Raw genomic sequence first — 21,799 nt, 5'->3', positions numbered from 1 at the left:
GCATGCAGGACGAACCGACACCGATCGAGCTGACCAAGTCAGTCGCCGACTTCCTCCGCAGCGACATCACGCCGCTGATCTCCGGCCATCAGGCCTTCAAGCTGCGCGTCGCCATCAACATCCTCGAGCTCGTTACGCGGCAGCTGACGCAGGAGGAGGGGAGCGAAGCGAAGGAGGTGGAGCGCCTGCGCGCGCTGCTCGGCGTCGACGGCTCGGTGACCGAGCTCAACCGCGTGCTTGCGGAGCGCATCGCCAGGGGCGAGGTCGATTTGGCGACGCCGGGGCTCGCCGAGCATCTGTGGGCGACCACGATGGACAAGCTGGCCGTGGATCAGCCGAACTACGCGTCGTACAAGCGGGAGCTGGGGCGAGATTCGTAGGATGGGTAGAGCGAAGCGAAACCCATCATCTCGCACCTTGCTCTGCCATTGATGGGTTTCGCTGCGCTCTACCCATCCTACGCACTCTATCCGCCGTCATTGCGAGGAGCCCTTGCGACGAAGCAATCCAGACTGCCTCCGGGGCGAGATTCTGGATTGCTTCGCTGCGCTCGCAATGACGATGGAAAGACCGCGTTACCTCCCCACCCATTTCGGCGGCCGCTTCTCCGAGAACGCCTTCGGGCCCTCGATGTAATCCTGCGACGCCACCATCGCCTGCACGGCCGGATAGTCGCGCTGCTCCGCTATCGCCTGCTCCAGTGATACGCCAAGCCCCCGCTGAATGGCTTGCTTGGACGCCCGGATCGACATCGGCGAGTTCTTGGTGATCGTCTCGGCCCAGCGCAGCGCGGCGACGAGCGCTTCGCCCTGCGGCACCACCTCGTTGACGAAGCCGAGCTCAAGACCTTCCTTGGCGCTGACATGGCGTGCGGTGAGGATCATGCCCATGGCGCGCTTCAGCCCGATCTGACGTGGCAGCCGGTGCAGGCCGCCGGCGAGCGCGGCAAGGCCCACGCGCGGCTCGGGCAGGGCGAAGGTCGCGTTCTCCGCGGCGATGATCAGGTCGCAGGCGAGCGCGATCTCGAAGCCGCCGCCCATCGCAACGCCGTTCACCGCGGCGATGATCGGCTTGTCGCAGTCGAATCGCGAAGTCAGGCCGGCGAAGCCGCCCTTGTCCCAGCCGCGCTTGCCGCCCGCCGCCTGCCACTTCAGATCGTTGCCGGCGCAGAACGCCTTGTCGCCGCTGCCTGTGACGATCGCAATCCACTGCTCGGGATCGGCCGAGAAATCGTCGAATACCTTCTGCAGCTCGAAATGCGCATCCGTGTGCAGCGCGTTGTAGACCTCGGGCCGCGACAGCGTGACGATCGTGATCGGTCCCTTGCGTTCCACCTTGGAAAATTTCAGCTCCATCGCGCGCTCCCGCATTTTCTCGTGAAGGAATATCGGCGTCATACTAACGCGCGTCACCGCATGAGCACCATCGAATTGCGCAACGCGCTTTGCGCGGCCGGCACATCTCGGCTTGCTTGACTTGCATGGGCTCTTCTCACCTTAATCGCGCGAAGCAAAGATGCGCCTAGCGCCTTAACGCAAAACGAGAAAATCAATCCGGGAGAGAGTCATGGATTTCTCATTGCCTGCCGACCTCGTCGCCTATCTCGGAGAGCTCGACCGCTTCATCGAACGCGAGATCAAGCCGCTGGAGGCGGCCGACGACAACATCCGCTTCTTCGACCACCGCCGCGAATGGGCGCGTACCGATTTCGAGAATGGCGGCCTGCCGCGTCATGAATGGGAAGCGCTGCTGCGCAAGGCCAAGGATCTCGCCGACGCCGCCGGGCATCTGCGCTTTCCGGTGCCGAAGCAATATGGCGGCAAGGACGGCTCCAATCTCTGGATGGCCGTGATCCGCGAGCATTTCGCTGCCAAGGGCCTCGGCCTGCACAACGATCTCCAGAACGAGCATTCCATCGTCGGCAATTTCCCCGTCGTCACCATGCTCGACCGCTACGGCCGCGACGACCAGAAGGCGATGATCGACGGCTCGATCAGGGGCAAGTACCGCATCACGTTTGGCCTGACCGAGCCGCATCACGGCTCGGACGCCACCCACATGGAGACGCGCGCGGTGCCCGCGACCCGCGACAACGTCAAGGGCTGGATCATCAACGGCGAGAAGATGTGGACCACCGGCATGCACGTCGCAACGCACTGCGCGCTGTTCGCGCGCACCAGCGGCAATGACGGCGATGCCCGCGGTATCACCTGCTTCCTGGTGCCGGCAAAGAGCCATGGCGTCAAGGTCGAGGAATACATGTGGACCTTCAATATGCCGACCGACCATCCACGCGTCAGCTTCACCGACGTGTTCGTGCCTGAGGATGCTCAGTTCGGCGAGGTCGGCCGCGGCCTGTCCTTGGCACAGTGCTTCGTGCACCAGAACCGCATCCGTCAGGCCGCGAGCTCGCTGGGCGCGGCCGTTTACTGCATCAACGAGAGTGTCAAATACGCGCGCGAGCGAAAACCGTTCGGCAGGGCGCTCGCCGAGAACCAGGCGATCCAGTTCCCGCTGGTCGAGCTTGCGACGCAAGCCGAGATGCTGCGCCTGTTGATCCGCAAGACCGCCTGGGAGATGGACCAGCTCACCGAGGAGCAGATCGAGCGCACGCTCTCCGACCGCGTCTCCATGTGCAACTATTTTGCAAACCGCCTCTGCTGCGAATCCGCCGACCGCGCCATGCAGGTCCACGGCGGCATGGGCTATTCACGCCACAAGCCGTTCGAGCATATCTACCGCCACCACCGCCGCTACCGCATCACCGAAGGCAGCGAGGAGATCCAGATGCGCAAGGTGGCGGGGTTCTTGTTCGGCTATATGGGGCCGGGGAAGCACTAGGCTTGCACCGCTATCGTAGGGTGGGCAAAGCGAAGCGTGCCCACCACCTGTTACAAGCGTGAAAGAACGGTGGGCACGGCGCTTTGCGCCTTTGCCCACCCTACGGCACCGCAGGATCAATTCACCCGTCGATCCTTCCCCGCCCAATACGGCTCGCGCAACTGCCGCCGCAAAATCTTGCCGCTTGGATTGCGCGGCAGCGCCGGCAAGAACTCCACGCTCTTCGGTGTCTTGTAGCCGGCAATGCGCTCGCGGGTGAAGTTGATGATGTCGGCGGCGCTCGCCTGCTTGCCGGGCTTCATCACCACCACCGCCTTCACCGCTTCGCCCCATTTGTCGTCGGGCACGCCGATCACGGCGGCTTCGGCGACATCTGGATGGTCGCACAGCGCGCTCTCGACCTCGGCCGGATAGATGTTCTCGCCGCCGGAGATGATCATGTCCTTGATGCGGTCGTGGATGTAGAGATAGCCGTCCTCGTCCATGTAGCCGGCATCACCCGTGCGCAGCCAGCCGTCGCCGCGCAGCGTCGCGGCGGTCGCCTCCGGCAGGTTCCAGTAGCCCGCCATGTTGGAGCCCGAGCGCGTTGCGATCTCGCCGACGTCGCGCGGCGGCAACGGCTTGCCGTCCGCATCCAGGATCGCGATCTCGACGCCCGGTAGTGCCTTGCCGGCCGAGCGCATCCGCTCGAGCCCCTCGACGTGATCTTCCGGCGGCAGTGCGACGATGGTGCCCGTGGTCTCGGTCATGCCGTACATCTGCACGAAGCCGCATTTGAAGATCTCGATGCACTCCTTCAGCAGCGCCGCCGGAATGGGGGAGGCGCCGTACAGCATGTATTTCAGCCTGGAGAAATCGACCGTCCTCGCGCGCGGCTGCCGCACCACGAATTGCATCGCCGCCGGCACCATGAACAGCTTTGTGATCCCCGACTGCTCGAAGAAATCCAGCACCCTGGTCGGATCGAACTCGCGCGCGATCACGCCGCGGGCGCCGTGATAGAGCCCCATCACGCCCCACCCCGAACCGCCGATGTGGAAGATCGGCATCGCCACCAGCGAGACGTCGTCGGTCGACCACCGGTTCCATTCCGGCTTGTCCTCGGCATTGCCCGTCTGCACGAGGTTGAGGAAGTTCGCGTGCGAGAGCATGGCGCCCTTCGGCTTGCCCGTGGTGCCCGACGTGTAGAGCTGGATCGCGATGTCCTTCGTGTCGATCGGCACCTTCGGATCTTCGCCTCTCTGCGCGTCCCGCCAGGCCGTGAAATCCCGCCATTCCGGCGCGCCGCCCTCGGTGGTGATGATCGTGCGCACGCCCGGGATCTGATCCTTGATCTGCCGGACCTGCGTGATGAACTCAGGTCCGACGAACAGCACCGGCGCCCTGCAATCCGACACGATGAAGGCGACCTCCGGCCCCGCGAGCCGCCAGTTCACCGGCGCCATCACCACGCCGGACTTCATCGCGCCCATCAGCAGCTCGAAATAGAGATCGCTGTTCTTGCCGAGATAGGCGATGCGATCGCCCTTCGTCACGCCCATGGCGATGAGTGCGTTCGCGACCTTGTTCGTTTTGATGTCGAACTCGGCAAAGCTGGTGGCGCGGCCCTCGAACTCATAGGCAATGGCGCTGCCGCGGCTTCTCGCGCGCTCGCGCACCATGTCGGCGAGATTCGCCAGTTTTGGTGATGCGGACATGTCTCTCCCTTGGCGTCTTGTTTTTATGCCTGGGAGTGTGGCGTCATCCGTGGGTGAAGACAAGACGGCGCCCCGCTGTCGTCCCGGCGAAGGCCGGGACCCATAACCACTGAACGCAATTTGGCGAAGACTGGCGGTGACCAATCTTCGCCAAACCGGATACGGTGGCTATGGGTCCCGGCCTTCGCCGGGACGACGGTTGAGAATCTTCGTCGTCCTGGACAAGCGCAGCGAAGCGGAGCGCCGATCCAGGATCCATAGCCACAAAACGCAATTTGGCGAAGACTGGTCATGGCCAATCTTCGCCAAACTGGATTCGTGGTAATGGGTCCTGGCTTTCGCCAGGACGACTACGGTGGGCGCATCACCCCCGCTTCGCCCGGTCCTTCTCGTTCTGCGCCATGATGCTCTCGCGCGCGGTCTTCCAGTCGTCGTCGCTCCAGTCGCGGAGCTGGTAGAAATTGCCGCCCATGGCGAGGGCCTGGGCGCCGTCCATGGCGATGGTCTCGCCGTTGATCCAGTCGCAGCCGCCGGAGATCAGGAACACGGCGAGGTTCTGCAACTCCTCCATGGTGCCGACACGGCCCATCGGGTTCATCGCCCTGGTGCGCGCGCCGGCTTCATCGCCCGGCTTGATGCGCTTGCTCATGCCCTCGGTCGGGATCTCGCCCGGCGCGATGGTGTTGAGGCGGATGCCGTAGCGGCCCCATTCGGTCGCGAGCGACATCGTCATGGCATGGATCGCCGACTTGCTCATCGCCGACGGCACCACGTAGGGCGAGCCGTTGCGCACCCAGGTCACGGTGATGGACACGACATTGCCGGGCTGCTTCAACGCAATCCAGCGCTTGCCGATCGCGTGCGTCACGTAGAACGTGCCGTGCATGACGATATTGGCGACCGCGTCGAAGCCGCGTGGCGACAACTCCTCGCTGCGCGAGATGAAATTGCCGGCAGCGTTGTTGATGAGGTCGGTGAGGGGACCATCGCGAAAGATGTTCTCGATCATCTCGTCGACCGCGAGCGCGTTGCGGATGTCGACGCCGTGGCTGGTGACGCGGCCGCCATAGAGATCCATCAGCTCGGTCGCGGTCTCGTCGCACACGATCTTGCGCCGGCCGCAGATATGGACCTCGGCGCCGAGCTGCAGAAAGCGCGCCGCCATCGACTTGCCGAGCCCGGTGCCGCCGCCGGTCACGAGAATGCGCCGTCCGGCCAGAAGATTTTCCTTGAACATCGCTGTTTCTCCCGTACCGATTGTCAGTTAATTGGTCGATTGACTAAATCCGGCCGTCAGCTTTCTGTAAAGCGGCACCGAACAAGAACAGGGGAGAATTCATCCATGGAAGAGCGCGTCTCGATCTCGATCTCGGAAGGCGTCGCCGACGTGCGCCTGGTGCGCGCGGACAAGATGAACGCGCTCGATCAGGCCATGTTCGAGGCCCTTGTGGCCGCAACGGACCGGCTTTCCAAGGACAAGAGCGTGCGCGCCGTCGTGCTCTCCGGCGAAGGCCGCGCCTTCTGCGCCGGTCTCGACATGGGGCGTTTCGCCGCCATGAAGGAGAAGGGCGGCAACGGAATTCCGGGTGGCGAAAATCGTGACCTCACCAAGCGCACGCACGGCCAGGCGAACTTTCCGCAAGCCGCGGTATGGGGATGGCGCCAGCTTCCGGTTCCCGTGATCGCGGCCGTGCATGGCGTCGCCTTCGGCGGCGGCTTCCAGCTCTCGCTCGGCGCCGACATGCGGTTCCTTAGCGCCGATGCGCGGATGTCGGTGATGGAGATCAAATGGGGCCTCGTCCCCGACATGGCGGGCACGCCGATCCTGGCCTCGCTAGTGCGCGACGATATCCTGCGCGATCTCACTTACACCGGCCGCATCTTCTCCGCGCAGGAAGCGATGTCTTACGGCCTCGCCACGCGCATCTGCGATGATCCACGCGCGGCCGCCCTCGAAGTTGCGCGCGAGATCGCGGGAAAAAGCCCCGATGCGATCCGTGCCGCGAAGCGTTTGCTCAACAATCTCTCGGTCGATCCGGGTCCTGCGCTGCTGGCAGAGTCCGTCGAGCAGCAGAAGCTGATCGGCAGTGCGAACCAGACCGAGGCGGTGCGGGCCAATCTGGAGAAGCGCGCGCCGAAGTTTGCGGATTGATGATCTCGCCGTCGTTCCGGGGCGATGCGCAGCATCGAACCCGGAACCTCGAGATTCCGGGTTCGGTCCTACGGACCGCCCCGGAATGACAGCTATCAACACTGCGACAACCCGACGAAAGATCGGAAAATAAAGATGAGCGAAGCGTCCAATTTCCTCGGCATCGTCTCCGGCGACCGCCGCCGTTCCCACACCGAAGTCACCAATCGCGCCGACCGCATCGCAAGCGGCCTCGCCACAATCGGCGTCCGCCAGGGCGATTGCGTCTGCATGCTGATGCGCAACGACATCGCCTTCCTGGAAGCCGCCTATGCCGCGATGCGGCTCGGGGCCTATGGCGTTCCGATCAACTGGCACTTCAAGCCGGAGGAGATCAACTACATCCTGAACGACACCGGCACGTCCGTGCTGATCGGGCATGCCGACATGCTGCACGCCTTGCGCGATGCGGTTCCTGAGGGAGTCACCGTCCTCAGCGTCCCGACCCCGCCGGAGATCCTGTCCAACTACAAGATCGATTCCGATCATCTGAAGACGCCGGACTTCGCGATCGATTTCGAATCCTGGCTCGGCCAGCAGCAGCCCTATGACGGCCCGATCGTGCCGCAGCCCATGAACATGATCTACACATCAGGCACGACAGGGCATCCCAAGGGCGTGCGCCGCAACGCGCCGACGCCGGACCAGCAAGCCGCCGGCGAACGCATGCGCGCGATGATCTATGGGCTCAAGCCCGGCGCCCGCGCGCTGCTGCCCGGTCCGCTCTATCATTCCGCACCGAACTCGTTCGGCATCCGCGCCGGCAAGCTCGGCGGCGCGCTGGTGCTGATGCCGCGCTTCGAGGCGGAGGAATTTCTGCAAGCGATCGAGCGATACAAGATCGACACCATCTTCATGGTGCCCACCATGTTCATCCGCCTGATGAAGCTGCCGGAGGGGGTCCGCAGGAAGTACGACGTCTCTTCCTTGCGCCACGTCATCCACGCCGCCGCGCCGTGCCCGGCCGACGTCAAGCGCGCCATGATCGAATGGTGGGGGCCGGTGATCTACGAATTCTACGGCTCGACCGAATCCAGCGCCGTGACCTTCGCGACCTCCGAGGACGCCCTGAAGAAGCCCGGCACCGTCGGCAGGATCTCGCCCGGCGCCGAGCTGCGCTTCATCGGCGAGGAGGGCCGCGTGCTCGGCGTGGGCGAGATCGGCGAGATCTATTCCCGCATGGCCGAGCTTGCCGACTTCACCTACCACAACAAGCCGGAGAAGCGCGCCGAGATCGACCGCGACGGCTTCATCACCTCCGGCGATGTCGGCTATATCGACGAAGACGGCTACGTCTTCATCTGCGACCGCAAGCGCGACATGGTGATATCAGGGGGCGTCAACATCTATCCGGCCGAGATCGAATCCGTGCTGCACGCGGTCCCCGGCGTGCACGATTGTGCGGTGTTCGGCATCCCCGATGCCGAATTCGGGGAAGCGCTGATGGCCGTGGTCGAGCCGCAAGCCGGCGTCACGCTCGGTGCCGCCGATGTCCGCGCACGGCTGAAGACTTCGCTGGCGGATTACAAAGTGCCCAAGCACATCGAGATCCGCACCGGGTTGCCGCGCGAAGACTCCGGCAAGATCTTCAAGCGCCGCCTGCGCGATCCCTATTGGGAGCAGGCGGGCCGGAAGATCTGACGATATCGTAGGGTGGGCAAAGCGTCCGCCGTCGCTCGAAGAGCGAGGGCGGAGGCGTGCCCACCAAATTCGCTTACGGAGACAGATCGTGGGCACGGCGCAAGGGCGCCTTTGCCCACTCTACGAGACTTCGCTCCATCCGGGCTACGTCTTGCGGGCATTGAGGCGTCTTAGCAGGGACAGATTTCGATCCTATATGGATGGCGTCATCCTCTTGCGGATCATGCCATGACCCCCGTCTCCATCCTGCTCAACATCCTCTGGATCCTCATCGGCGGCGCCTGGATGGCGTTCGGCTGGCTGGTGGCCGCGGTCATCATGGCCGTCACCATCATCGGCCTACCCTGGGCGCGGGCGGCGTTCAACATCGCCGTCTACACGCTGCTGCCATTCGGCTCGCGAGCGGTCAGCCGCTACGAGGTTACCGGTGTCGAGGATATCGGCACCGGCCCGCTCGGGGTGATCGGCAACATCATCTGGTTCGTGCTGGCCGGCTGGTGGCTAGCGCTCGGCCACCTCGTGACTGCGCTAGTGCTCGCGATCACCATCATCGGCATTCCCTTTGCCTGGGCCCATCTGAAGCTCGCCGGCATCGCGCTCTGGCCGATCGGCAAGGTGATCGTGCCGGCGTGAGGTGCGGATCGTAGGATGGGTAGAGCGCCAGCGAAACCCATCAAGCCGTCCGCCGATGACGAAGCATGATGGGTTTCGCAAGGGCTCTACCCATCCTACGCACTGACCACGTTCATGCGGGTGTTATCGCGCCGCGATGCCAAGTCTTGTATGGTACGGCAAGAGACCTGTCGGCAGGAGCCACCCATGCTCGCCTCGATCACGTTTAGCTTGGTCGTCATCGGGTTGATGTTCTGGTGCGGGCGTGTAACGGCCAACTTCGCGGCAGAGAGGGGCCGCTCTAAGCGTATTTGGTTCCTCTGGGGAGCGCTGTTCTTTCCCCTTTTTCCGGCTCAATGGTTCGTCTTGGGGCTGCTGCCAAAAAAGTAAGCTTCAACCCATCCTACGCGCTGGGCCCATCTGAAGCTCGCTGGGATCGCGCTCTGGCCGATCGGCAAGGTGATCGTGCCGGCGTAGGGCGAACTCGTGGCTGGTAGCAAGGATGGGTAGAGCGGAAGTCGCACGGGGCGGGGGCGTTGTCAGCTTTTGACCCAAAGCGGACCTCGCCCAGAGTGTCTGTGCTAAGGTCGGTGGAGACCATCAGACCGATTCCTGTTTTCCCAGCGCAATGCCGGTAAACTGCTCGGCCTCGAGAGCCATGGCCAAAGGGTCGGATAGGTAGGGGCCATAGAGGGGCAGAAAGATATCGCTCCACGCATGCCTGCCGCCGATCTGCGCGTTATTGAAGACGAGCTTCGGCTCAGCATTGACATCAATTCCGGGCGGAATTTCTTGCTTCCGCCTAACTAAATCGCGCGCCGGAACCCAAAGTCCCTTAGATAGAATCATCGTCGTATGCGCGCGATCAACACTGTCAATCCGGTTGCATGCAACGAAGACGTGCCGCTTGGCGAGAACAGCTCCATGACCATCGACATAGTCGAGCGGTAGGAATTGATGGACACCCGGCTCGAATTTTTCGACGATCTCGCGAAAACGATCGGACACTACGAGCAAGCCACGCACCGTTTCGACGTCCGGCACCGGACCGCTTTCCTGCCACTCCACCTTGGTGAAGACGTGGTCCGGCAGGATCGGGCGACCTTGGCGAGCCGGATAGGTGGCGGCCGTATTCGCGTCGAACCCGGCATCCGGCGTCTTGTCCGCCACTTCGATCTTGAACACGTCGCCGTCGAGCGTCTCTTGGTTGGAATAGTGTCCCAGCGTGGGCAGCGATCCCAGAGCGTAAACCATCAAACGCCTCCGAACTGCTGAATGAATTGAGTTGTCGTGTTGACCAAGAGACTGCACCAGCAAGTGTAAACTAAAAGTTGTTAAATCGATACAACCCAACCCTCGTTTTACCGCCGTCCGCATCTGCCTCCGACCGTTCGAGCGCCCGCTGTTGGCCCGATTGAGACATGCCGTCACACACTGCGCATGTCTGCTGGTCGGGGTAGATCAGAAGTGACCGGCCGACAGTCAAAGCGGCGCTTTGACCCGCTGCGAACAACGCCGCCATGGGCGGGCGCCTAGCGTTACCAAGGATTAATTCGACAGGAGGCAGAAAGAACGATCTTCTAAGATGGCCTCAGTAGAGGGGAGATCGAGCCATCGCCATGCGCCACGGCTTCCTCTTGCGCGCTGTTACCACAGCCGGTCTGTTCCTGGGATCCAACCTCGTCTCAGATGCATCTGCCGCGACCGCCGGCCACGCGCTGGCTGTCTCCGTCGACGATTTCATTTATATCGACACGTCGAATGAGCCCACCGATCAGACGGCCGCGCATGAAAAGCGATTGCGGGCTTTCATGACCGCGCTGCGGGACGACGTCACGGCAGACCGCCGCTTTGAGCTGGTGCCGTCGCCCTGCGCATCAAATTGTCCGACCGACGGACCGGCGTTGCGCGATCGGCTGCGCGCGGCGTCACAGGCCGGCACGCAGATTCTGATCATCGGTATCGTTCACAAAATGAGCACGCTGGTGCAGATAGCGAGGACTGCTGCCATCGATGTAACATCCCAGCGCGTCGTGTTCCGGAAATACTTCCAGTTCCGCGGCGACAATGACGAGGCATGGCAGCGGGCGGAGCGCTTTGTATCTGAAGAGGTCCGCGCCCGGCTGCTTGAAAGCAGATCGCAGCAATAGGCTACGCGCGACGCCTAGGTTGCTATACCCAATATGCCGCTGAGCGCGGCGACCGATCATACATTCGGCGGCAGTGGATAGCATTGTTGCCTGATCAGTCGTTCACGCTGATATCCGTAAAAAGGAACCCGGCCGGCGTCTTGGTAAAGACGAAGATAAGCTCGCCGCAGAAGACGAAGTAAGAGTCATTCTTGTATTGATCGCGATCGTAGATGGCCTTGCCGCGCTGGATACACGCGCGATTTTTCGCCGTGAACGAGCTCGCATAGGTCTTGGCGCGAAATTGCGCGGCGTCGCGAATTGCGCTGTCGTTCATGAACGGCAATCGTGTCATACCGGCGACGGCGGCGGAATCGTTTGTTCTCAGCGCCGCGCGAAACTTCTCGATGAAGTCATCGAATTCCTTCTGCAACGCAGGAGAAGCGACGGCGTTCTTCGGCGCCGCGGCGACGACTGGAGCAAGGTTCACGAGGGCGGCTGCAAGCATGATTCTCAGCAAAAATTTCACGGGTCGGCTCCGTCCATCTTCCAATCAAAGGTCTTCCGAATCCATGGTGTTCTGTCGCGTCACGGACTTTCTGGTTCACCGGCGTAGCGTTGACCCCGCCCAGGCGTGGACCGACAGCATTCGCCGGAGCATGCACTGGCATGTTTTGCCGCGCCTGTTTAAGGCAGAAATTGGCCCATAGCTGCCCTTGCGGCACTGCCGGTCGAGCGTCAGCTTCTGGCCCAAAGGCGAACAGAGGGGCGAGCGCCGCTGGGGCCGCTCTTTGTGGCGGAGCGGACATCGGTCTACGTCCGGCACTGCGGTGCTCAGCCGTTGCCACGGATGCGATGCCTCGCGTTGCCCGACGGGCAAAACACGCCACATGCAGGTCAAGAGATGTCGCGTAAAATATTCCGATTGACCGAATTTTCATCTTCGGTTAAACCGCAATCCATCCCGGCCCGTCAAAGGGACGTTTCGCGATCGTCACGATACGTAGGCCGGGATGCGATGGACGCGGCAGCGCCGGCGCGTGACGGGGTGGCAGGGCGGGCAACCCTCGTGAGCCATCACGATCCGCGCGATCGACACGGCGCTGTCACAGCGTTTCCTTTCGGCTTCGGGGGCGAGCACGCGCGAGCTTCCGGATGTTTGGGGGGGACGTCCGCGGACGGCGAAAGCGTGTGGTCCTGACGCCCGGGGTCTGTGCGTCAAGGCTTGCGGTGGTGAAGCGGCCCGACCGGGCGCGCGCATCAGTGATCCGCAAGGCGACGGGGGCAATAGTGCATCGCTCCCCGGGGAGAGCGCGCCATAAGCCGTAAAACCTTTCGCGCAGGGAAGGCCGGGATGTCCGGCATCACCTGTGGTCACCCCGCGTGCGTTTCTCGCGTGCGGACCTTGGGTGCCAGCCGGCGCCCGGCCTTCCCTGCGCCCTCTCTTCTCGAAGAGGGTGAAACGGCCAGCAAAGCTTCGGGCGCTTGCGCCGCGAGAAGGCGAAGGTGTGCGCTTCTCTATCCATCCCGCCACGGTCAGCCATCCTGCCGCGCCGCCACCAAGTTCATCTTGCACTGCGGCAGAAAAATATCGCACACTCGGCTGGACCGGGCCGCCAAGGGCGCGAGAAGGGGAGCGAGCCATGTCCCTCCAGACCATACCATCCGACGCCACTGAGCATCGCCCCAACCGCCCTGAGGACGCCCAGGCGCTGGAAGCGGATGCCCGGCTGCGCGACGACATCCGTCTGCTCGGGCGCATCCTGGGCGACACGGTGCGCGACCAGGAGGGGGCCGATGTGTTCGACCTGGTCGAGCGTATCAGGCAGACCTCGATCCGGTTCCACCGCGACGAGGACCGGCTCGCCCGCCGGGAGCTCGAGCAGATCCTCGACAGCATGTCGACCTCCGAGACGGTGCGGATCGTGCGCGCCTTCAGTTATTTCTCCCACCTTGCCAACATCGCCGAGGACCAGAACAACATCCGTCAGATGCGTGCCCGCAGCGCCGCCAGGGAGACTGGAGCGCGCGGCGGCTCCGGCGTGCTGGCGGAGACGCTGGCGCACGCCAAGGCGGCGGGCATCGGCCCCGACCAGCTCCGCACTTTCTTCAAGACCGCGCTCGTCAGCCCGGTCCTGACCGCGCACCCGACCGAGGTCCGCCGCAAGAGCACCATGGACCGCGAGATGGAGATCGCTGGCCTGCTCGATCGCCGCGAGCGCGTCGCGCTGACCGCGGACGAGGCCGCCGCCAGCGACGAGCAGCTCCGCCGCGAGGTGCTGACGCTGTGGCAGACCAACCTCCTGCGCAGGACCAAGCTCACCGTGCTCGATGAGGTCGGCAACGGCCTGTCGTTCTATGACTACACCTTCCTGCGCGAGGTGCCGCGGCTCGTCAACGTGCTGGAAGATCGGCTGGAAGAGGGCGAGCAGGCGGCGGGCGAGCTCGCCTCGTTCCTGCGCATGGGCAGCTGGATCGGCGGCGACCGCGACGGCAATCCCTTCGTCACCGCCGACGTCATGCGCGGCACGCTGCGGCTGCAGTCGAGCCGGGTGATGCAGTTCTATCTGAACGAGCTGCACGTGCTCGGCGCGGAACTGTCGATCGCGGCCCACCTGGCCGACGTATCCGAGGAGCTGCGCACGCTGGCGGAGCGCTCGCCGGACACTTCACCGCACCGGAGCGGCGAGCCCTATCGCCTCGCCGTGTCAGGCATCTATGCGCGCCTCACCGCGACGGCCGAAGCGCTCGAGGTCGAGATCACGCGCCGGCCGGTCGGCAAGGGCAGGCCTTACGAGAGCGTAAGGGAGTTGCAGGCCGATCTCGACGTGCTGCACCGTTCGCTGATTTCCAACAACGCCCGCGTCATCGCCCGCGGCCGGCTGCGGCTGCTCCGCCGCGCGGTGGATTGCTTCGGCTTCCATCTGGCGCGGCTCGACATCCGCCAGAACTCGGCGGTTCACGAGCGCACCATTGCCGAGCTGATGGACGCCGCCAATCCCGGCATGTCCTATCTCGCGCTCGGCGAGGAGGCGCGCATCTCGCTGCTCACCAACGAGCTGCGCTCGACGCGTTCGCTGGTCTCGCCCTTCGTCAAATACAGCGACGAGACCATGGGCGAGCTCAATGTCTTCCATGCGGCCGCGGAGGCGCATGCGAAGTTCGGCTCGGACGCCATTCCCCAATGCATCATCTCGATGTGCAAGGGCATGTCCGACATGCTCGAGGTCGCGGTGCTCTTGAAGGAGGTCGGCCTCGTCCATCCCTCCGGGCGCAGCGCCATCAACATCGTGCCGCTGTTCGAGACCATCGAGGATCTGCAGGCCTCCAGCGGCATCATGGACCGCATGCTGTCGCTGCACGATTACCGCCGCCTCGTCGACAGCCGCGGCAGCGTGCAGGAGGTCATGCTCGGCTATTCCGACTCGAACAAAGATGGCGGCTTCGTCACTTCGGGCTGGGAGCTCTACAAGGCCGAGATCGGCCTCGTCGAAGTGTTCGAGCGTCACCACGTCCGTTTGCGCCTGTTCCACGGCCGTGGCGGCTCGGTTGGCCGCGGTGGCGGGCCGAGCTATGACGCCATCATCGCGCAGCCTGGCGGCGCTGTGAACGGCCAGATCCGCATCACCGAGCAGGGCGAGATCATCTCGTCGAAATATTCCAACGCCGAAGTCGGCCGGAATAATCTGGAGATCCTGGCCGCCGCGACGCTCGAAGCAAGCCTGCTGCATCCGCGCCAGAGCGCGCCGCGCCGCGAATATCTGGTCGCGATGGACGAGCTTTCGAATCTCGCCTTCAAGGCCTATCGCGGCCTCGTCTACGAGACCGAAGGCTTCGTCGATTACTTCTGGGCCTCCACAGTCATCAATGAGATCGCGACGCTTAACATCGGCAGCCGCCCGGCCTCACGCAAGAAGACCCGCGCGATCGAGGACCTTCGCGCGATCCCCTGGGTGTTCTCATGGGCGCAATGCCGCCTGATGCTGCCGGGCTGGTACGGTTTTGGCAGCGCGGTCGAGCAGTGGATCGCGGAGCATCCGCAACAGGGCATGCCGTTCCTGAAAGAGCTCTACAAGGAATGGCCGTTCTTCCGCATGCTGTTGTCGAACATGGACATGGTGCTCGCGAAAAGCTCGATCGCGATCGCCTCGCGCTATGCCGAGCTCGTGCCTGACGAAGCCTTGCGCGAAAAAATCTTCGGCCGCATCCGCCGCGAATGGCATTCCTGCATCGAGACGCTGCTCGACATCATGGGCCAGGACCGGCTGCTCCAGGGCAACCCGCTGCTGGAGCGCTCGGTGCGCCACCGCTTCCCCTATCTCGACCCGCTCAACCACGTGCAGGTCGAGCTATTGAAAGAGCATCGCGCGCAGAATCCCGACGAGCAGGTGCTGCGCGGGATTCAGCTGACGATCAACGGCATCTCGGCGGGATTGAGGAATACGGGGTAGGGATAGCGAACAGGCGGGCGCCGCCCGCTGTTCGCTACCCCACCCGCTATTCGGTCAAGGCTTCATCGCGCCCTGCACACTGGTGTAGACGGCATAGAGCGATGTCGAGCCGCAAATATAAAGCCTGTTTCGCTGCTGGCCGCCGAAGCACAGATTCGCCACGGTCTCCGGAATATGGATCTTGCCGAGCAATTCGCCCGATGCCGTATAGCAGCGCACGCCGTCTTCGTTGGTGTCGCCCCAGCCGACCGAACACCAGACCCGACCTTCGGTGTCGCAGCGGACGCCGTCGGTGATGCTCGGTTTTGGCATATCGGCGAAGACCTTGCTGTTCGATGCCTTCCCGGCGGCCACGTCGAGGTCGAACACGCGGATATGGGATGGGTTGTCCGGCCCATCGGTGAAGCCGGTGTCGCAGATGTAGAGCTTCTTCTCGTCGGGTGAGATGGCGAGCCCGTTGGGCTCGACAAAATCGTCGACGACGACCTTGACCTCTCCGGACTTCGGATCGACCCGGTAGACATTCTTCTTCTCCTGCTCGGGTTCGGCTTTGATACCCTCGTAGAAGCCGCCGATGCCGTAGGCGGGATCGGTGAACCAGATCGCACCATCGGCGGTGACGACCGCATCGTTGGGCGAATTCAGTCGCTTGCCGTTGAATTTGTCCGCAATGATGGTGATCGAGCCGTCGAGTTCGGTCCGCGTCACGCGCCGGCCGCTATGCTCGCATGTGATCAGGCGTCCTTCGCGATCGATGGTGTTGCCGTTCGAGTTCATCGAGGGCTGGCGGTAGACGCTGAGGTGACCGTCATCCTCCGAGAAGCGCATGATGCGGTTGTTCGGAATGTCGCTGAACAACAGGTATCGTCCGGCTGGGAAGTACACCGGTCCCTCAGCCCAGCGAAAGCCGGTGGCGACGCGCTCGACGGCCATGGTGCCGGCGAAGGCCGGAAAACCGGGGGGCCCGAATGACGGCGGTCCCTTTTTGGCGGATTCCAGGTGGGAGTCAGGGTAGCGGCTCCCCGGCAGTGGTCCCAGGGGCAATGGCGCGGTCGATCTCGTCGGCGCGCCCGTCTGGCCCAAGGGCGCGACGGAGGCCGCCAAGGTCGCGTTCACGGTAACGCCCGTCGCCGCAACTGCGGCCGCCGCGCCCTTCAACAGGGTGCGGCGTGCGAGAAAGGGCTCGCCGGGTTCGGCAGAAATGGTCAGTGGCTTCGTCATAGTCGCCTCCCATATTTTTGTTTGGGAGGAAACCATCCGCTGGCAATCGGGCGTAAAGCGGGCGATCCCCGGCCGGGCAACCGGAGATCGCAATGCAGCAAAGTCGGGACCGACTAGACGGGATCCCAGGTGAAGATGTCGGCGGAGCGGTCGAGCTTGTAGAACGAGCCCTTCAATGCCGGCATGCCGTGTTCGGCGATCGATTGCGGCGTCCAGCCTTCGCTCCGTTGCACCGAGCGGATCGGCCGGTTCTGGCTGAACAGGAAGATCTCGTTCATGCGCACGCCGAAGATCTGGCCGGTGACGTCCTTGGCGGAATCGCCGAGCAGATAGCCGCAGAGCGGCGCGATCTTCTCCGGTCCCATCTGCTTGATCTTCTCGACGCGCGCCTTCTCGGCGTCGGTCTCGGTCGGGATGGTGCCGATCATGCGGGTCCAGGCGAACGGCGAGACGCAGTTGGAGCGGACGTTGAAGCGGCCCATGTCGAGCGCGATCGACTTCGATAGCCCGACGATGCCGAGCTTGGCGGCGGCGTAATTGGCCTGGCCAAAATTGCCGATCAGGCCCGAGGTCGAGGTGAAATGCACGAAGGAGCCGCTTTCCTGCTCGCGGAAGATGCGCGCGGCTGCGTGGCTGACGTAGAACGAGCCCATCAGATGCACCTTGATGACGGCCTCGAACGCCTCCACGCTCATCTTGTGGAAGATCATGTCGCGCAAAATGCCGGCATTGTTGACGACGCCGTCGAGCCGGCCGAAATGATCGGTTGCGGTCTTCACGATCTTGCTGGCGGGGATCGCTTCAGCCACCGACTCGAAATTGGCGACGGCAGTGCCGCCGCGCTTCTTGATCTCCTCGACCACTTCTTCCGCCGGCGCAGCGTTCGAGCCGGCGCCGTCGGAAGCCCCGCCGGGATCGTTGACGACGACCTTGGCGCCTTCGCCGGCGCACAAGAGCGCGATCTCGCGCCCGATGCCGCGGCCTGCGCCGGTGACGATGATGACCTTGTCTTGCAGTGATTTGCTCATGTGGGTGCCTCCTGTTGTGTCCGTCATTCCGGGATGGTGCGAAGCACCAGACCCGGAATCTCGAGATTCCGGGTTCGCGCTGCGCGCGCCCCGGAATGACGGTGCTTCACCTCTCGTTCGTAAACACGATGGTGCCACTCGCCGCGAACATACCGCCGACGCCGTGACACACTGAAATCTTCGCATTCGGCACCTGCGCCGGTGCAATCCCGCGCATCTGGCGCACGCTCTCCTGAAGCGCGTACATGCCGTACATGCCGGAATGCATGTAGGACAGGCCACCGCCATTGGTGTTGAGCGGCAGCTTGCCGCCGGGCCGCGTGTTGCCGTCCGCGATGAACCGGCCGGTTTCCTCATACGGCATGAAGCCGAGGTCGCCGAGCCCGAACAGCGGCAGATGCGCAAACGCATCGTAGATCATGACATGATCGACGTCCTTGTGCGCGATGCCGGCTTCCCTGAACGCCAGGGGCCCTGCGACCTTGAAGGCGCGCGAGGAATTGAACGTCTCCATCTGGCTGACCATCGGCGTCTCGACGCTCTCGCCGGTGCCCATGATGTAGACGGGCTTGCGCGGAAAATCCCTGGCCCTGTCCGCCGAGGTCAGGATCAGCGCGCCGCCGCCGTCGGTGACGAGGCAGCACTGCAGAAGCCGGAACGGATAGGCGATCATGCGCGAGTTGAGGACATCAGTGACCGTGATCGGGTCCTTCATCATTGCCCGCGGATTTTTCGCGGCCCATTCCCGCTGCACCACCGCAACCGAAGCCAGCTGCTCGTGCGTGATGCCGTAGGTCTTCATGAAGCGCAGTACGGGAATCGGGAACATGCTGGGCGGGCCGTAGACGCCGTAGGGGGCCTCGAACTGGCCCTGCAGGCTGTCGGCGGGGATCGAGCGCGGCAGCTTGCCGATCATCGACTTGCCGCTCTCGGCATGGGTGATCAGCACGGTCTTGCAGAGGCCGGCCTCGATCGCGGCGGCCGCGTGGCGGACGTGCAGCATGAACGAGCAGCCGCCGACCGAGGTGCCGTCCACCCAGGTCGGCTTGATGCCGAGATAGTGGCAGACCTGCTGAGGTGTCTCGACCGCGGTGGCAAAGCCGTCGATGTCGGAGAGCTTCAGCCCGGCGTCGGCGATGGCATTGAGCGCCGCATCCGCGTGAAGCTGGAGCTGGGAGGCGTTGGGGATGACACCGAGCTCGGTGGTCTCGGCCGCACCGACGACGGCAACCTGGTTCCTGCGCATGGCCTTACCCCTTCGCCGGACGGAACACGGGAAGGGTGATCTTGTCGTCCAGTACCTGGAAGGCGACCTCGAGCTTCATGTCGAGCTCCAGCGCTTCGGGCGTCTGCGGGCAGTCGATGATGTTGCTCATCATCCGCGGCCCCTCGGCGAGCTCGACCACCGCGATCGCGTAAGGCGGTGTGAAGCCGGGTGCGGCGGGGCGGTGATTGATCACGTAGCTGTAGAGAAAGCCCTTGCCGCTCGCCTTGAAGACAGAGACTTTGCGCGAGGCGCAGGATGGGCAGAACGGGCGCGGCGGAAAATAGACGTGCGCGCAGGCGTCGCAGCGCTGCAGGCGCAATTCGCCTGCCTTGGTGCCGTCCCAGAAATGCTGGGTCTCCGGCGTCGGTTTCGGTCGCGCCCGCTGCGGTTCGGCCATGTCGGAAAACCTCCCAGAGCTTCTTCTGACAAGGAACGGGCTTCACGCCCGCCTGTTTCGATCTTGATGCGACAATCGACCATGGCGCGTCAACGGTCCAGCAATGCGCATGCATGCCATCATGCGCACAATGCTTGTGTCGAACTGAGCCAGCGCTATAGATTGCGCGCGCCAATATTCCGTGAGACAGACATGCCCGATTTTCCGACGCTGGCGAAGCTCGCCGAAGACCTCGAAAGCGGCCGCACCACCTCCCGCAAGCTGGTGGAAGCGTGCATCGCCAGGATCGCCGATCCCTCAGGCGAGGGGCAGCGTGCCTTCATCCATGTCGACAAGGATGCCGCGCTGACCACCGCCGACGCCATGGATGCCCTGCGCAAGGTCAAGGCGGCGCCCTCGCGCTATGCCGGTATTCCCATCTCGATCAAGGATCTCTTCGACATCAAGGGGCAGACGACGCGCGCCGGCTCCCGTGCGCTCGACGATTCCGATCCGGCGGAGCACGATGCGGCGGCGGTCGCGCGCCTGCGCAAGGCCGGCTTCGTGCTGATCGGGCGCACCAACATGACCGAGTTCGCCTATTCCGGCATCGGCATCAATCCGCATTACGGCACGCCGAAGGGGGCTTGGAACCGGGCCGAGGGCCATGTGCCCGGCGGCTCCTCCTCGGGCGCTGCGGTGTCCGTGCTCGACGGCATGGCGCATGGCGCGCTCGGCACCGACACGGGCGGCTCCTGCCGCATCCCTGCGGCCTATAACGGCATCGTCGGTTATAAGCCGACGCAGCGCCGCGTGCCGCTGGACGGCGCGGTGCCGCTGTCCTTCTCGCTCGACAGCATCGGGCCGCTGGCGCGATCGGTCAGCTGCTGTGCCATTCTCGATGCCGTGCTCGCCAACGAGCCGGTCAAACCGCTGAAGCCGCGCCCCGTGAAGGGCATGCGGCTCGCGGTGCCGACCACGATCGCGCTCGACGATCTCGACGCGGAGGTCTCCGAGACCTTCGAGCGGGTGCTGAAGACGCTCGCCGACCATGGCGCCATCATCGAGCGGAGCGAGATGTCCGAATTCCACGATATCGGCCCGATGAACGCGAAGGGCGGCTTTGCGGCCTCGGAGAGCTACGCCTGGCACCGCTATCTCATCGCGGCCAAGGGCGACGTCTACGATCCCCGCGTGTTCGTCCGCATCATGCGCGGCGAGGCGCAGAGCGCGGCCGACTACATCGATCTCCTCAACGAGCGCCGCTCGCTGATCGCCCGCGTCAACGCGCGCATCGCGCCCTATGACGCCCTGGTGCTGCCGACCACCGCCAACACGCCGCCGAAGATCGCCGATCTCGCCGACGACAAGGCGTTCACCACCCAGAACCTGCGCGCGCTGCGCAATTGCACCCTCATCAACATGATCGACGGCTGCGCCATCTCGCTGCCCGCGCATCGCGCGGGCGACGTCCCGGTCGGCCTGATGCTGGCGGGCGCGGGCGGCTCGGACCGCCGTATCTTTGAACTTGCTGCCGGCATGGAGGCCGTCATTCGTGTTTGATCTCACTTTCACCGTCGATGCCCAGGACACCACCACGCCGCTGACGCTGGCGATCGACCAGATGGTCATCGCCGGCTGGACCGGCCGCGATCCCGTCGCCCGCGACAAGCACATCAAAGAGCTGCAGGAGATGGGCATCGCCCCGCCGGCCTCGACGCCGATCTACTATCGCGCCTCGGCGCGGCGGCTGACGCAGGAAGACCGCATCGAATGCACCGGCGGTGATTCCTCCGGTGAAGTCGAGTTCGTGCTGATCGGCTGGCAGGGCCGCATCTTCGTCGGCTGCGGCTCCGACCACACCGACCGCAAGGTCGAGGCCTACAACGTCACGGTCTCCAAGCAGATGTGCGACAAGCCAATCGCCGCGACGCTGTGGGAGCTCGAGGACGTCATCGGTCATTGGGACAAGATGATCCTGCGCTCCTACGCGACGATCAAGGGCGAGCGCGTGCTCTATCAGGAGGGCACGCTCGATGCGATGCTACCGGTCAATGACCTCATCGCGCGCGGTTTTGAGGGTGAGAAGTTCCCCGACGGCTGCGCCATGTTCGGCGGCACGTTTGCGGCCAAGGGCGGCATCCGCCCGGCGGAGCGCTTCGACTTCGAGCTAGAAGACCCCGTGCTGAAGCGGATGATCAGGCACGGCTATGACGTGACGACGTTGCCGGTGAGGGGCTGAACCGTCTCCCCGCCGTCATTGCGAGGAGCCCTTGCGACGAAGCAATCCAGACTGGTTCCGCGGAGGGATCCTGGATTGCTTCGCGGAGCCTGTCATCGGGCCG

The 21,799-nt window shown here is 63.9% G+C and carries 19 protein-coding genes; 10 read left to right on the top strand and 9 right to left on the bottom strand.

The window, feature by feature from the left end; genetic code table 11:
- The first annotated feature begins 2 nt into the window (after positions 1 to 2).
- A complete protein-coding gene (locus QA649_RS32060; protein ID WP_283020708.1) occupies positions 3 to 380 on the top strand; it encodes a DUF6285 domain-containing protein in 378 nt (125 codons plus the stop codon).
- Positions 381 to 575: 195 nt separating this feature from the next.
- Here the strand turns inward: QA649_RS32060 and QA649_RS32055 are convergent, their stop codons facing one another.
- On the bottom strand, positions 576 to 1,355 hold the full coding sequence (locus tag QA649_RS32055; protein ID WP_283020707.1) for an enoyl-CoA hydratase-related protein: 780 nt from the start codon (positions 1,353 to 1,355) through the stop codon (positions 576 to 578).
- A 211-nt stretch (positions 1,356 to 1,566) separates the two neighbouring features.
- Between QA649_RS32055 and QA649_RS32050 the strand changes: the two genes are divergently transcribed.
- A complete protein-coding gene (locus tag QA649_RS32050; RefSeq protein WP_283020706.1) occupies positions 1,567 to 2,841 on the top strand; it encodes an acyl-CoA dehydrogenase family protein in 1,275 nt (424 codons plus the stop codon).
- A 116-nt stretch (positions 2,842 to 2,957) separates the two neighbouring features.
- On the opposite strand, the gene QA649_RS32045 is transcribed toward QA649_RS32050, so the two are convergent.
- Positions 2,958 to 4,538, bottom strand: coding sequence for a fatty acid--CoA ligase (locus tag QA649_RS32045; protein ID WP_283020705.1), 1,581 nt, complete (start codon positions 4,536 to 4,538; stop codon positions 2,958 to 2,960).
- Positions 4,539 to 4,902: 364 nt separating this feature from the next.
- The gene (locus QA649_RS32040; RefSeq protein WP_018648063.1) at positions 4,903 to 5,775 is read right to left on the bottom strand and encodes an SDR family oxidoreductase; all 873 of its coding nucleotides are present in this window, start codon (positions 5,773 to 5,775) and stop codon (positions 4,903 to 4,905) included.
- Positions 5,776 to 5,880: 105 nt separating this feature from the next.
- Here QA649_RS32040 and QA649_RS32035 point away from each other — a divergent pair, with 105 nt between their 5' ends.
- The 4 genes from QA649_RS32035 to QA649_RS32020 all read left to right on the top strand — a co-directional run bounded on the left by QA649_RS32035 (position 5,881) and on the right by QA649_RS32020 (position 9,372).
- On the top strand, positions 5,881 to 6,690 hold the full coding sequence (locus QA649_RS32035; RefSeq protein ID WP_283020704.1) for a crotonase/enoyl-CoA hydratase family protein: 810 nt from the start codon (positions 5,881 to 5,883) through the stop codon (positions 6,688 to 6,690).
- Between the two features lie 135 nt (positions 6,691 to 6,825).
- Positions 6,826 to 8,370, top strand: coding sequence for an acyl-CoA synthetase (locus QA649_RS32030; RefSeq protein WP_283020703.1), 1,545 nt, complete (start codon positions 6,826 to 6,828; stop codon positions 8,368 to 8,370).
- A gap of 228 nt (positions 8,371 to 8,598) precedes the next feature.
- Complete coding sequence (locus QA649_RS32025) at positions 8,599 to 9,003, top strand: YccF domain-containing protein (protein ID WP_183240804.1); 405 nt, start codon at positions 8,599 to 8,601, stop codon at positions 9,001 to 9,003.
- A 186-nt stretch (positions 9,004 to 9,189) separates the two neighbouring features.
- A complete protein-coding gene (locus QA649_RS32020; protein ID WP_283020702.1) occupies positions 9,190 to 9,372 on the top strand; it encodes a hypothetical protein in 183 nt (60 codons plus the stop codon).
- Between the two features lie 210 nt (positions 9,373 to 9,582).
- On the opposite strand, the gene QA649_RS32015 is transcribed toward QA649_RS32020, so the two are convergent.
- Positions 9,583 to 10,236: a DUF1629 domain-containing protein gene (locus QA649_RS32015; protein ID WP_283020701.1), complete on the bottom strand. Its 654-nt coding sequence runs from the start codon at positions 10,234 to 10,236 to the stop codon at positions 9,583 to 9,585.
- 365 nt (positions 10,237 to 10,601) lie between these two features.
- Between QA649_RS32015 and QA649_RS32010 the strand changes: the two genes are divergently transcribed.
- A complete protein-coding gene (locus QA649_RS32010; protein ID WP_283020700.1) occupies positions 10,602 to 11,132 on the top strand; it encodes a DUF2380 domain-containing protein in 531 nt (176 codons plus the stop codon).
- Positions 11,133 to 11,226: 94 nt separating this feature from the next.
- Here QA649_RS32010 and QA649_RS32005 read toward each other — a convergent pair whose 3' ends face one another.
- Positions 11,227 to 11,640, bottom strand: a complete 414-nt coding sequence (locus QA649_RS32005; protein WP_283020699.1) for a hypothetical protein — start codon at positions 11,638 to 11,640, stop codon at positions 11,227 to 11,229.
- Between the two features lie 1,114 nt (positions 11,641 to 12,754).
- On the opposite strand from QA649_RS32005, the gene ppc reads away from it, so the two are divergent.
- Entirely contained in the window at positions 12,755 to 15,562 is a 2,808-nt protein-coding gene (ppc, locus tag QA649_RS32000) for a phosphoenolpyruvate carboxylase (RefSeq protein WP_283020698.1), read from the top strand.
- 54 nt (positions 15,563 to 15,616) lie between these two features.
- Here ppc and QA649_RS31995 read toward each other — a convergent pair whose 3' ends face one another.
- The 4 genes from QA649_RS31995 to QA649_RS31980 all read right to left on the bottom strand — a co-directional run bounded on the left by QA649_RS31995 (position 15,617) and on the right by QA649_RS31980 (position 19,475).
- On the bottom strand, positions 15,617 to 16,783 hold the full coding sequence (locus QA649_RS31995) for an SMP-30/gluconolactonase/LRE family protein (RefSeq protein ID WP_283020697.1): 1,167 nt from the start codon (positions 16,781 to 16,783) through the stop codon (positions 15,617 to 15,619).
- A gap of 113 nt (positions 16,784 to 16,896) precedes the next feature.
- Positions 16,897 to 17,811 carry an SDR family NAD(P)-dependent oxidoreductase gene (locus QA649_RS31990; RefSeq protein ID WP_283020696.1) on the bottom strand — a complete coding sequence of 305 codons (915 nt, stop codon included), beginning with the start codon at positions 17,809 to 17,811 and terminating at the stop codon, positions 16,897 to 16,899.
- Between the two features lie 106 nt (positions 17,812 to 17,917).
- A complete protein-coding gene (locus QA649_RS31985) occupies positions 17,918 to 19,057 on the bottom strand; it encodes a thiolase (protein WP_283020695.1) in 1,140 nt (379 codons plus the stop codon).
- A 4-nt stretch (positions 19,058 to 19,061) separates the two neighbouring features.
- Entirely contained in the window at positions 19,062 to 19,475 is a 414-nt protein-coding gene (locus QA649_RS31980; RefSeq protein WP_283020694.1) for a Zn-ribbon domain-containing OB-fold protein, read from the bottom strand.
- 192 nt (positions 19,476 to 19,667) lie between these two features.
- Between QA649_RS31980 and QA649_RS31975 the strand changes: the two genes are divergently transcribed.
- A complete protein-coding gene (locus tag QA649_RS31975) occupies positions 19,668 to 21,017 on the top strand; it encodes an amidase (protein ID WP_283020693.1) in 1,350 nt (449 codons plus the stop codon).
- Positions 21,010 to 21,696, top strand: a complete 687-nt coding sequence (locus QA649_RS31970; protein WP_283020692.1) for a DUF2848 domain-containing protein — start codon at positions 21,010 to 21,012, stop codon at positions 21,694 to 21,696. The genes QA649_RS31975 and QA649_RS31970 overlap by 8 nt, the downstream gene beginning before the upstream one ends.
- The last annotated feature ends 103 nt before the right edge of the window (positions 21,697 to 21,799 follow it).

This window comes from Bradyrhizobium sp. CB1717, assembly GCF_029714325.1.
Taxonomy (GTDB): domain Bacteria; phylum Pseudomonadota; class Alphaproteobacteria; order Rhizobiales; family Xanthobacteraceae; genus Bradyrhizobium.
Note: the sequence above shows the minus strand (reverse complement) of the source record. Positions and strands in the feature narration are given on the sequence as shown.

What these genes read in the sequence shown, in the direction of transcription:
- ppc (WP_283020698.1), top strand. Translation starts at nt 12,755, where the DNA reads ATGTCCCTCCAGACCATACCATCCGACGCCACTGAGCATCGCCCCAAC.
- QA649_RS32010 (WP_283020700.1), top strand. Translation starts at nt 10,602, where the DNA reads ATGCGCCACGGCTTCCTCTTGCGCGCTGTTACCACAGCCGGTCTGTTC.
- QA649_RS32060 (WP_283020708.1), top strand. Translation starts at nt 3, where the DNA reads ATGCAGGACGAACCGACACCGATCGAGCTGACCAAGTCAGTCGCCGAC.
- QA649_RS31995 (WP_283020697.1), bottom strand. Translation starts at nt 16,783, where the DNA reads ATGACGAAGCCACTGACCATTTCTGCCGAACCCGGCGAGCCCTTTCTC.
- QA649_RS32050 (WP_283020706.1), top strand. Translation starts at nt 1,567, where the DNA reads ATGGATTTCTCATTGCCTGCCGACCTCGTCGCCTATCTCGGAGAGCTC.
- QA649_RS32040 (WP_018648063.1), bottom strand. Translation starts at nt 5,775, where the DNA reads ATGTTCAAGGAAAATCTTCTGGCCGGACGGCGCATTCTCGTGACCGGC.
- QA649_RS32045 (WP_283020705.1), bottom strand. Translation starts at nt 4,538, where the DNA reads ATGTCCGCATCACCAAAACTGGCGAATCTCGCCGACATGGTGCGCGAG.
- QA649_RS31975 (WP_283020693.1), top strand. Translation starts at nt 19,668, where the DNA reads ATGCCCGATTTTCCGACGCTGGCGAAGCTCGCCGAAGACCTCGAAAGC.
- QA649_RS32030 (WP_283020703.1), top strand. Translation starts at nt 6,826, where the DNA reads ATGAGCGAAGCGTCCAATTTCCTCGGCATCGTCTCCGGCGACCGCCGC.
- QA649_RS32055 (WP_283020707.1), bottom strand. Translation starts at nt 1,355, where the DNA reads ATGGAGCTGAAATTTTCCAAGGTGGAACGCAAGGGACCGATCACGATC.
- QA649_RS32020 (WP_283020702.1), top strand. Translation starts at nt 9,190, where the DNA reads ATGCTCGCCTCGATCACGTTTAGCTTGGTCGTCATCGGGTTGATGTTC.
- QA649_RS32035 (WP_283020704.1), top strand. Translation starts at nt 5,881, where the DNA reads ATGGAAGAGCGCGTCTCGATCTCGATCTCGGAAGGCGTCGCCGACGTG.
- QA649_RS32025 (WP_183240804.1), top strand. Translation starts at nt 8,599, where the DNA reads ATGACCCCCGTCTCCATCCTGCTCAACATCCTCTGGATCCTCATCGGC.
- QA649_RS31990 (WP_283020696.1), bottom strand. Translation starts at nt 17,811, where the DNA reads ATGAGCAAATCACTGCAAGACAAGGTCATCATCGTCACCGGCGCAGGC.
- QA649_RS31985 (WP_283020695.1), bottom strand. Translation starts at nt 19,057, where the DNA reads ATGCGCAGGAACCAGGTTGCCGTCGTCGGTGCGGCCGAGACCACCGAG.
- QA649_RS32015 (WP_283020701.1), bottom strand. Translation starts at nt 10,236, where the DNA reads ATGGTTTACGCTCTGGGATCGCTGCCCACGCTGGGACACTATTCCAAC.
- QA649_RS31980 (WP_283020694.1), bottom strand. Translation starts at nt 19,475, where the DNA reads ATGGCCGAACCGCAGCGGGCGCGACCGAAACCGACGCCGGAGACCCAG.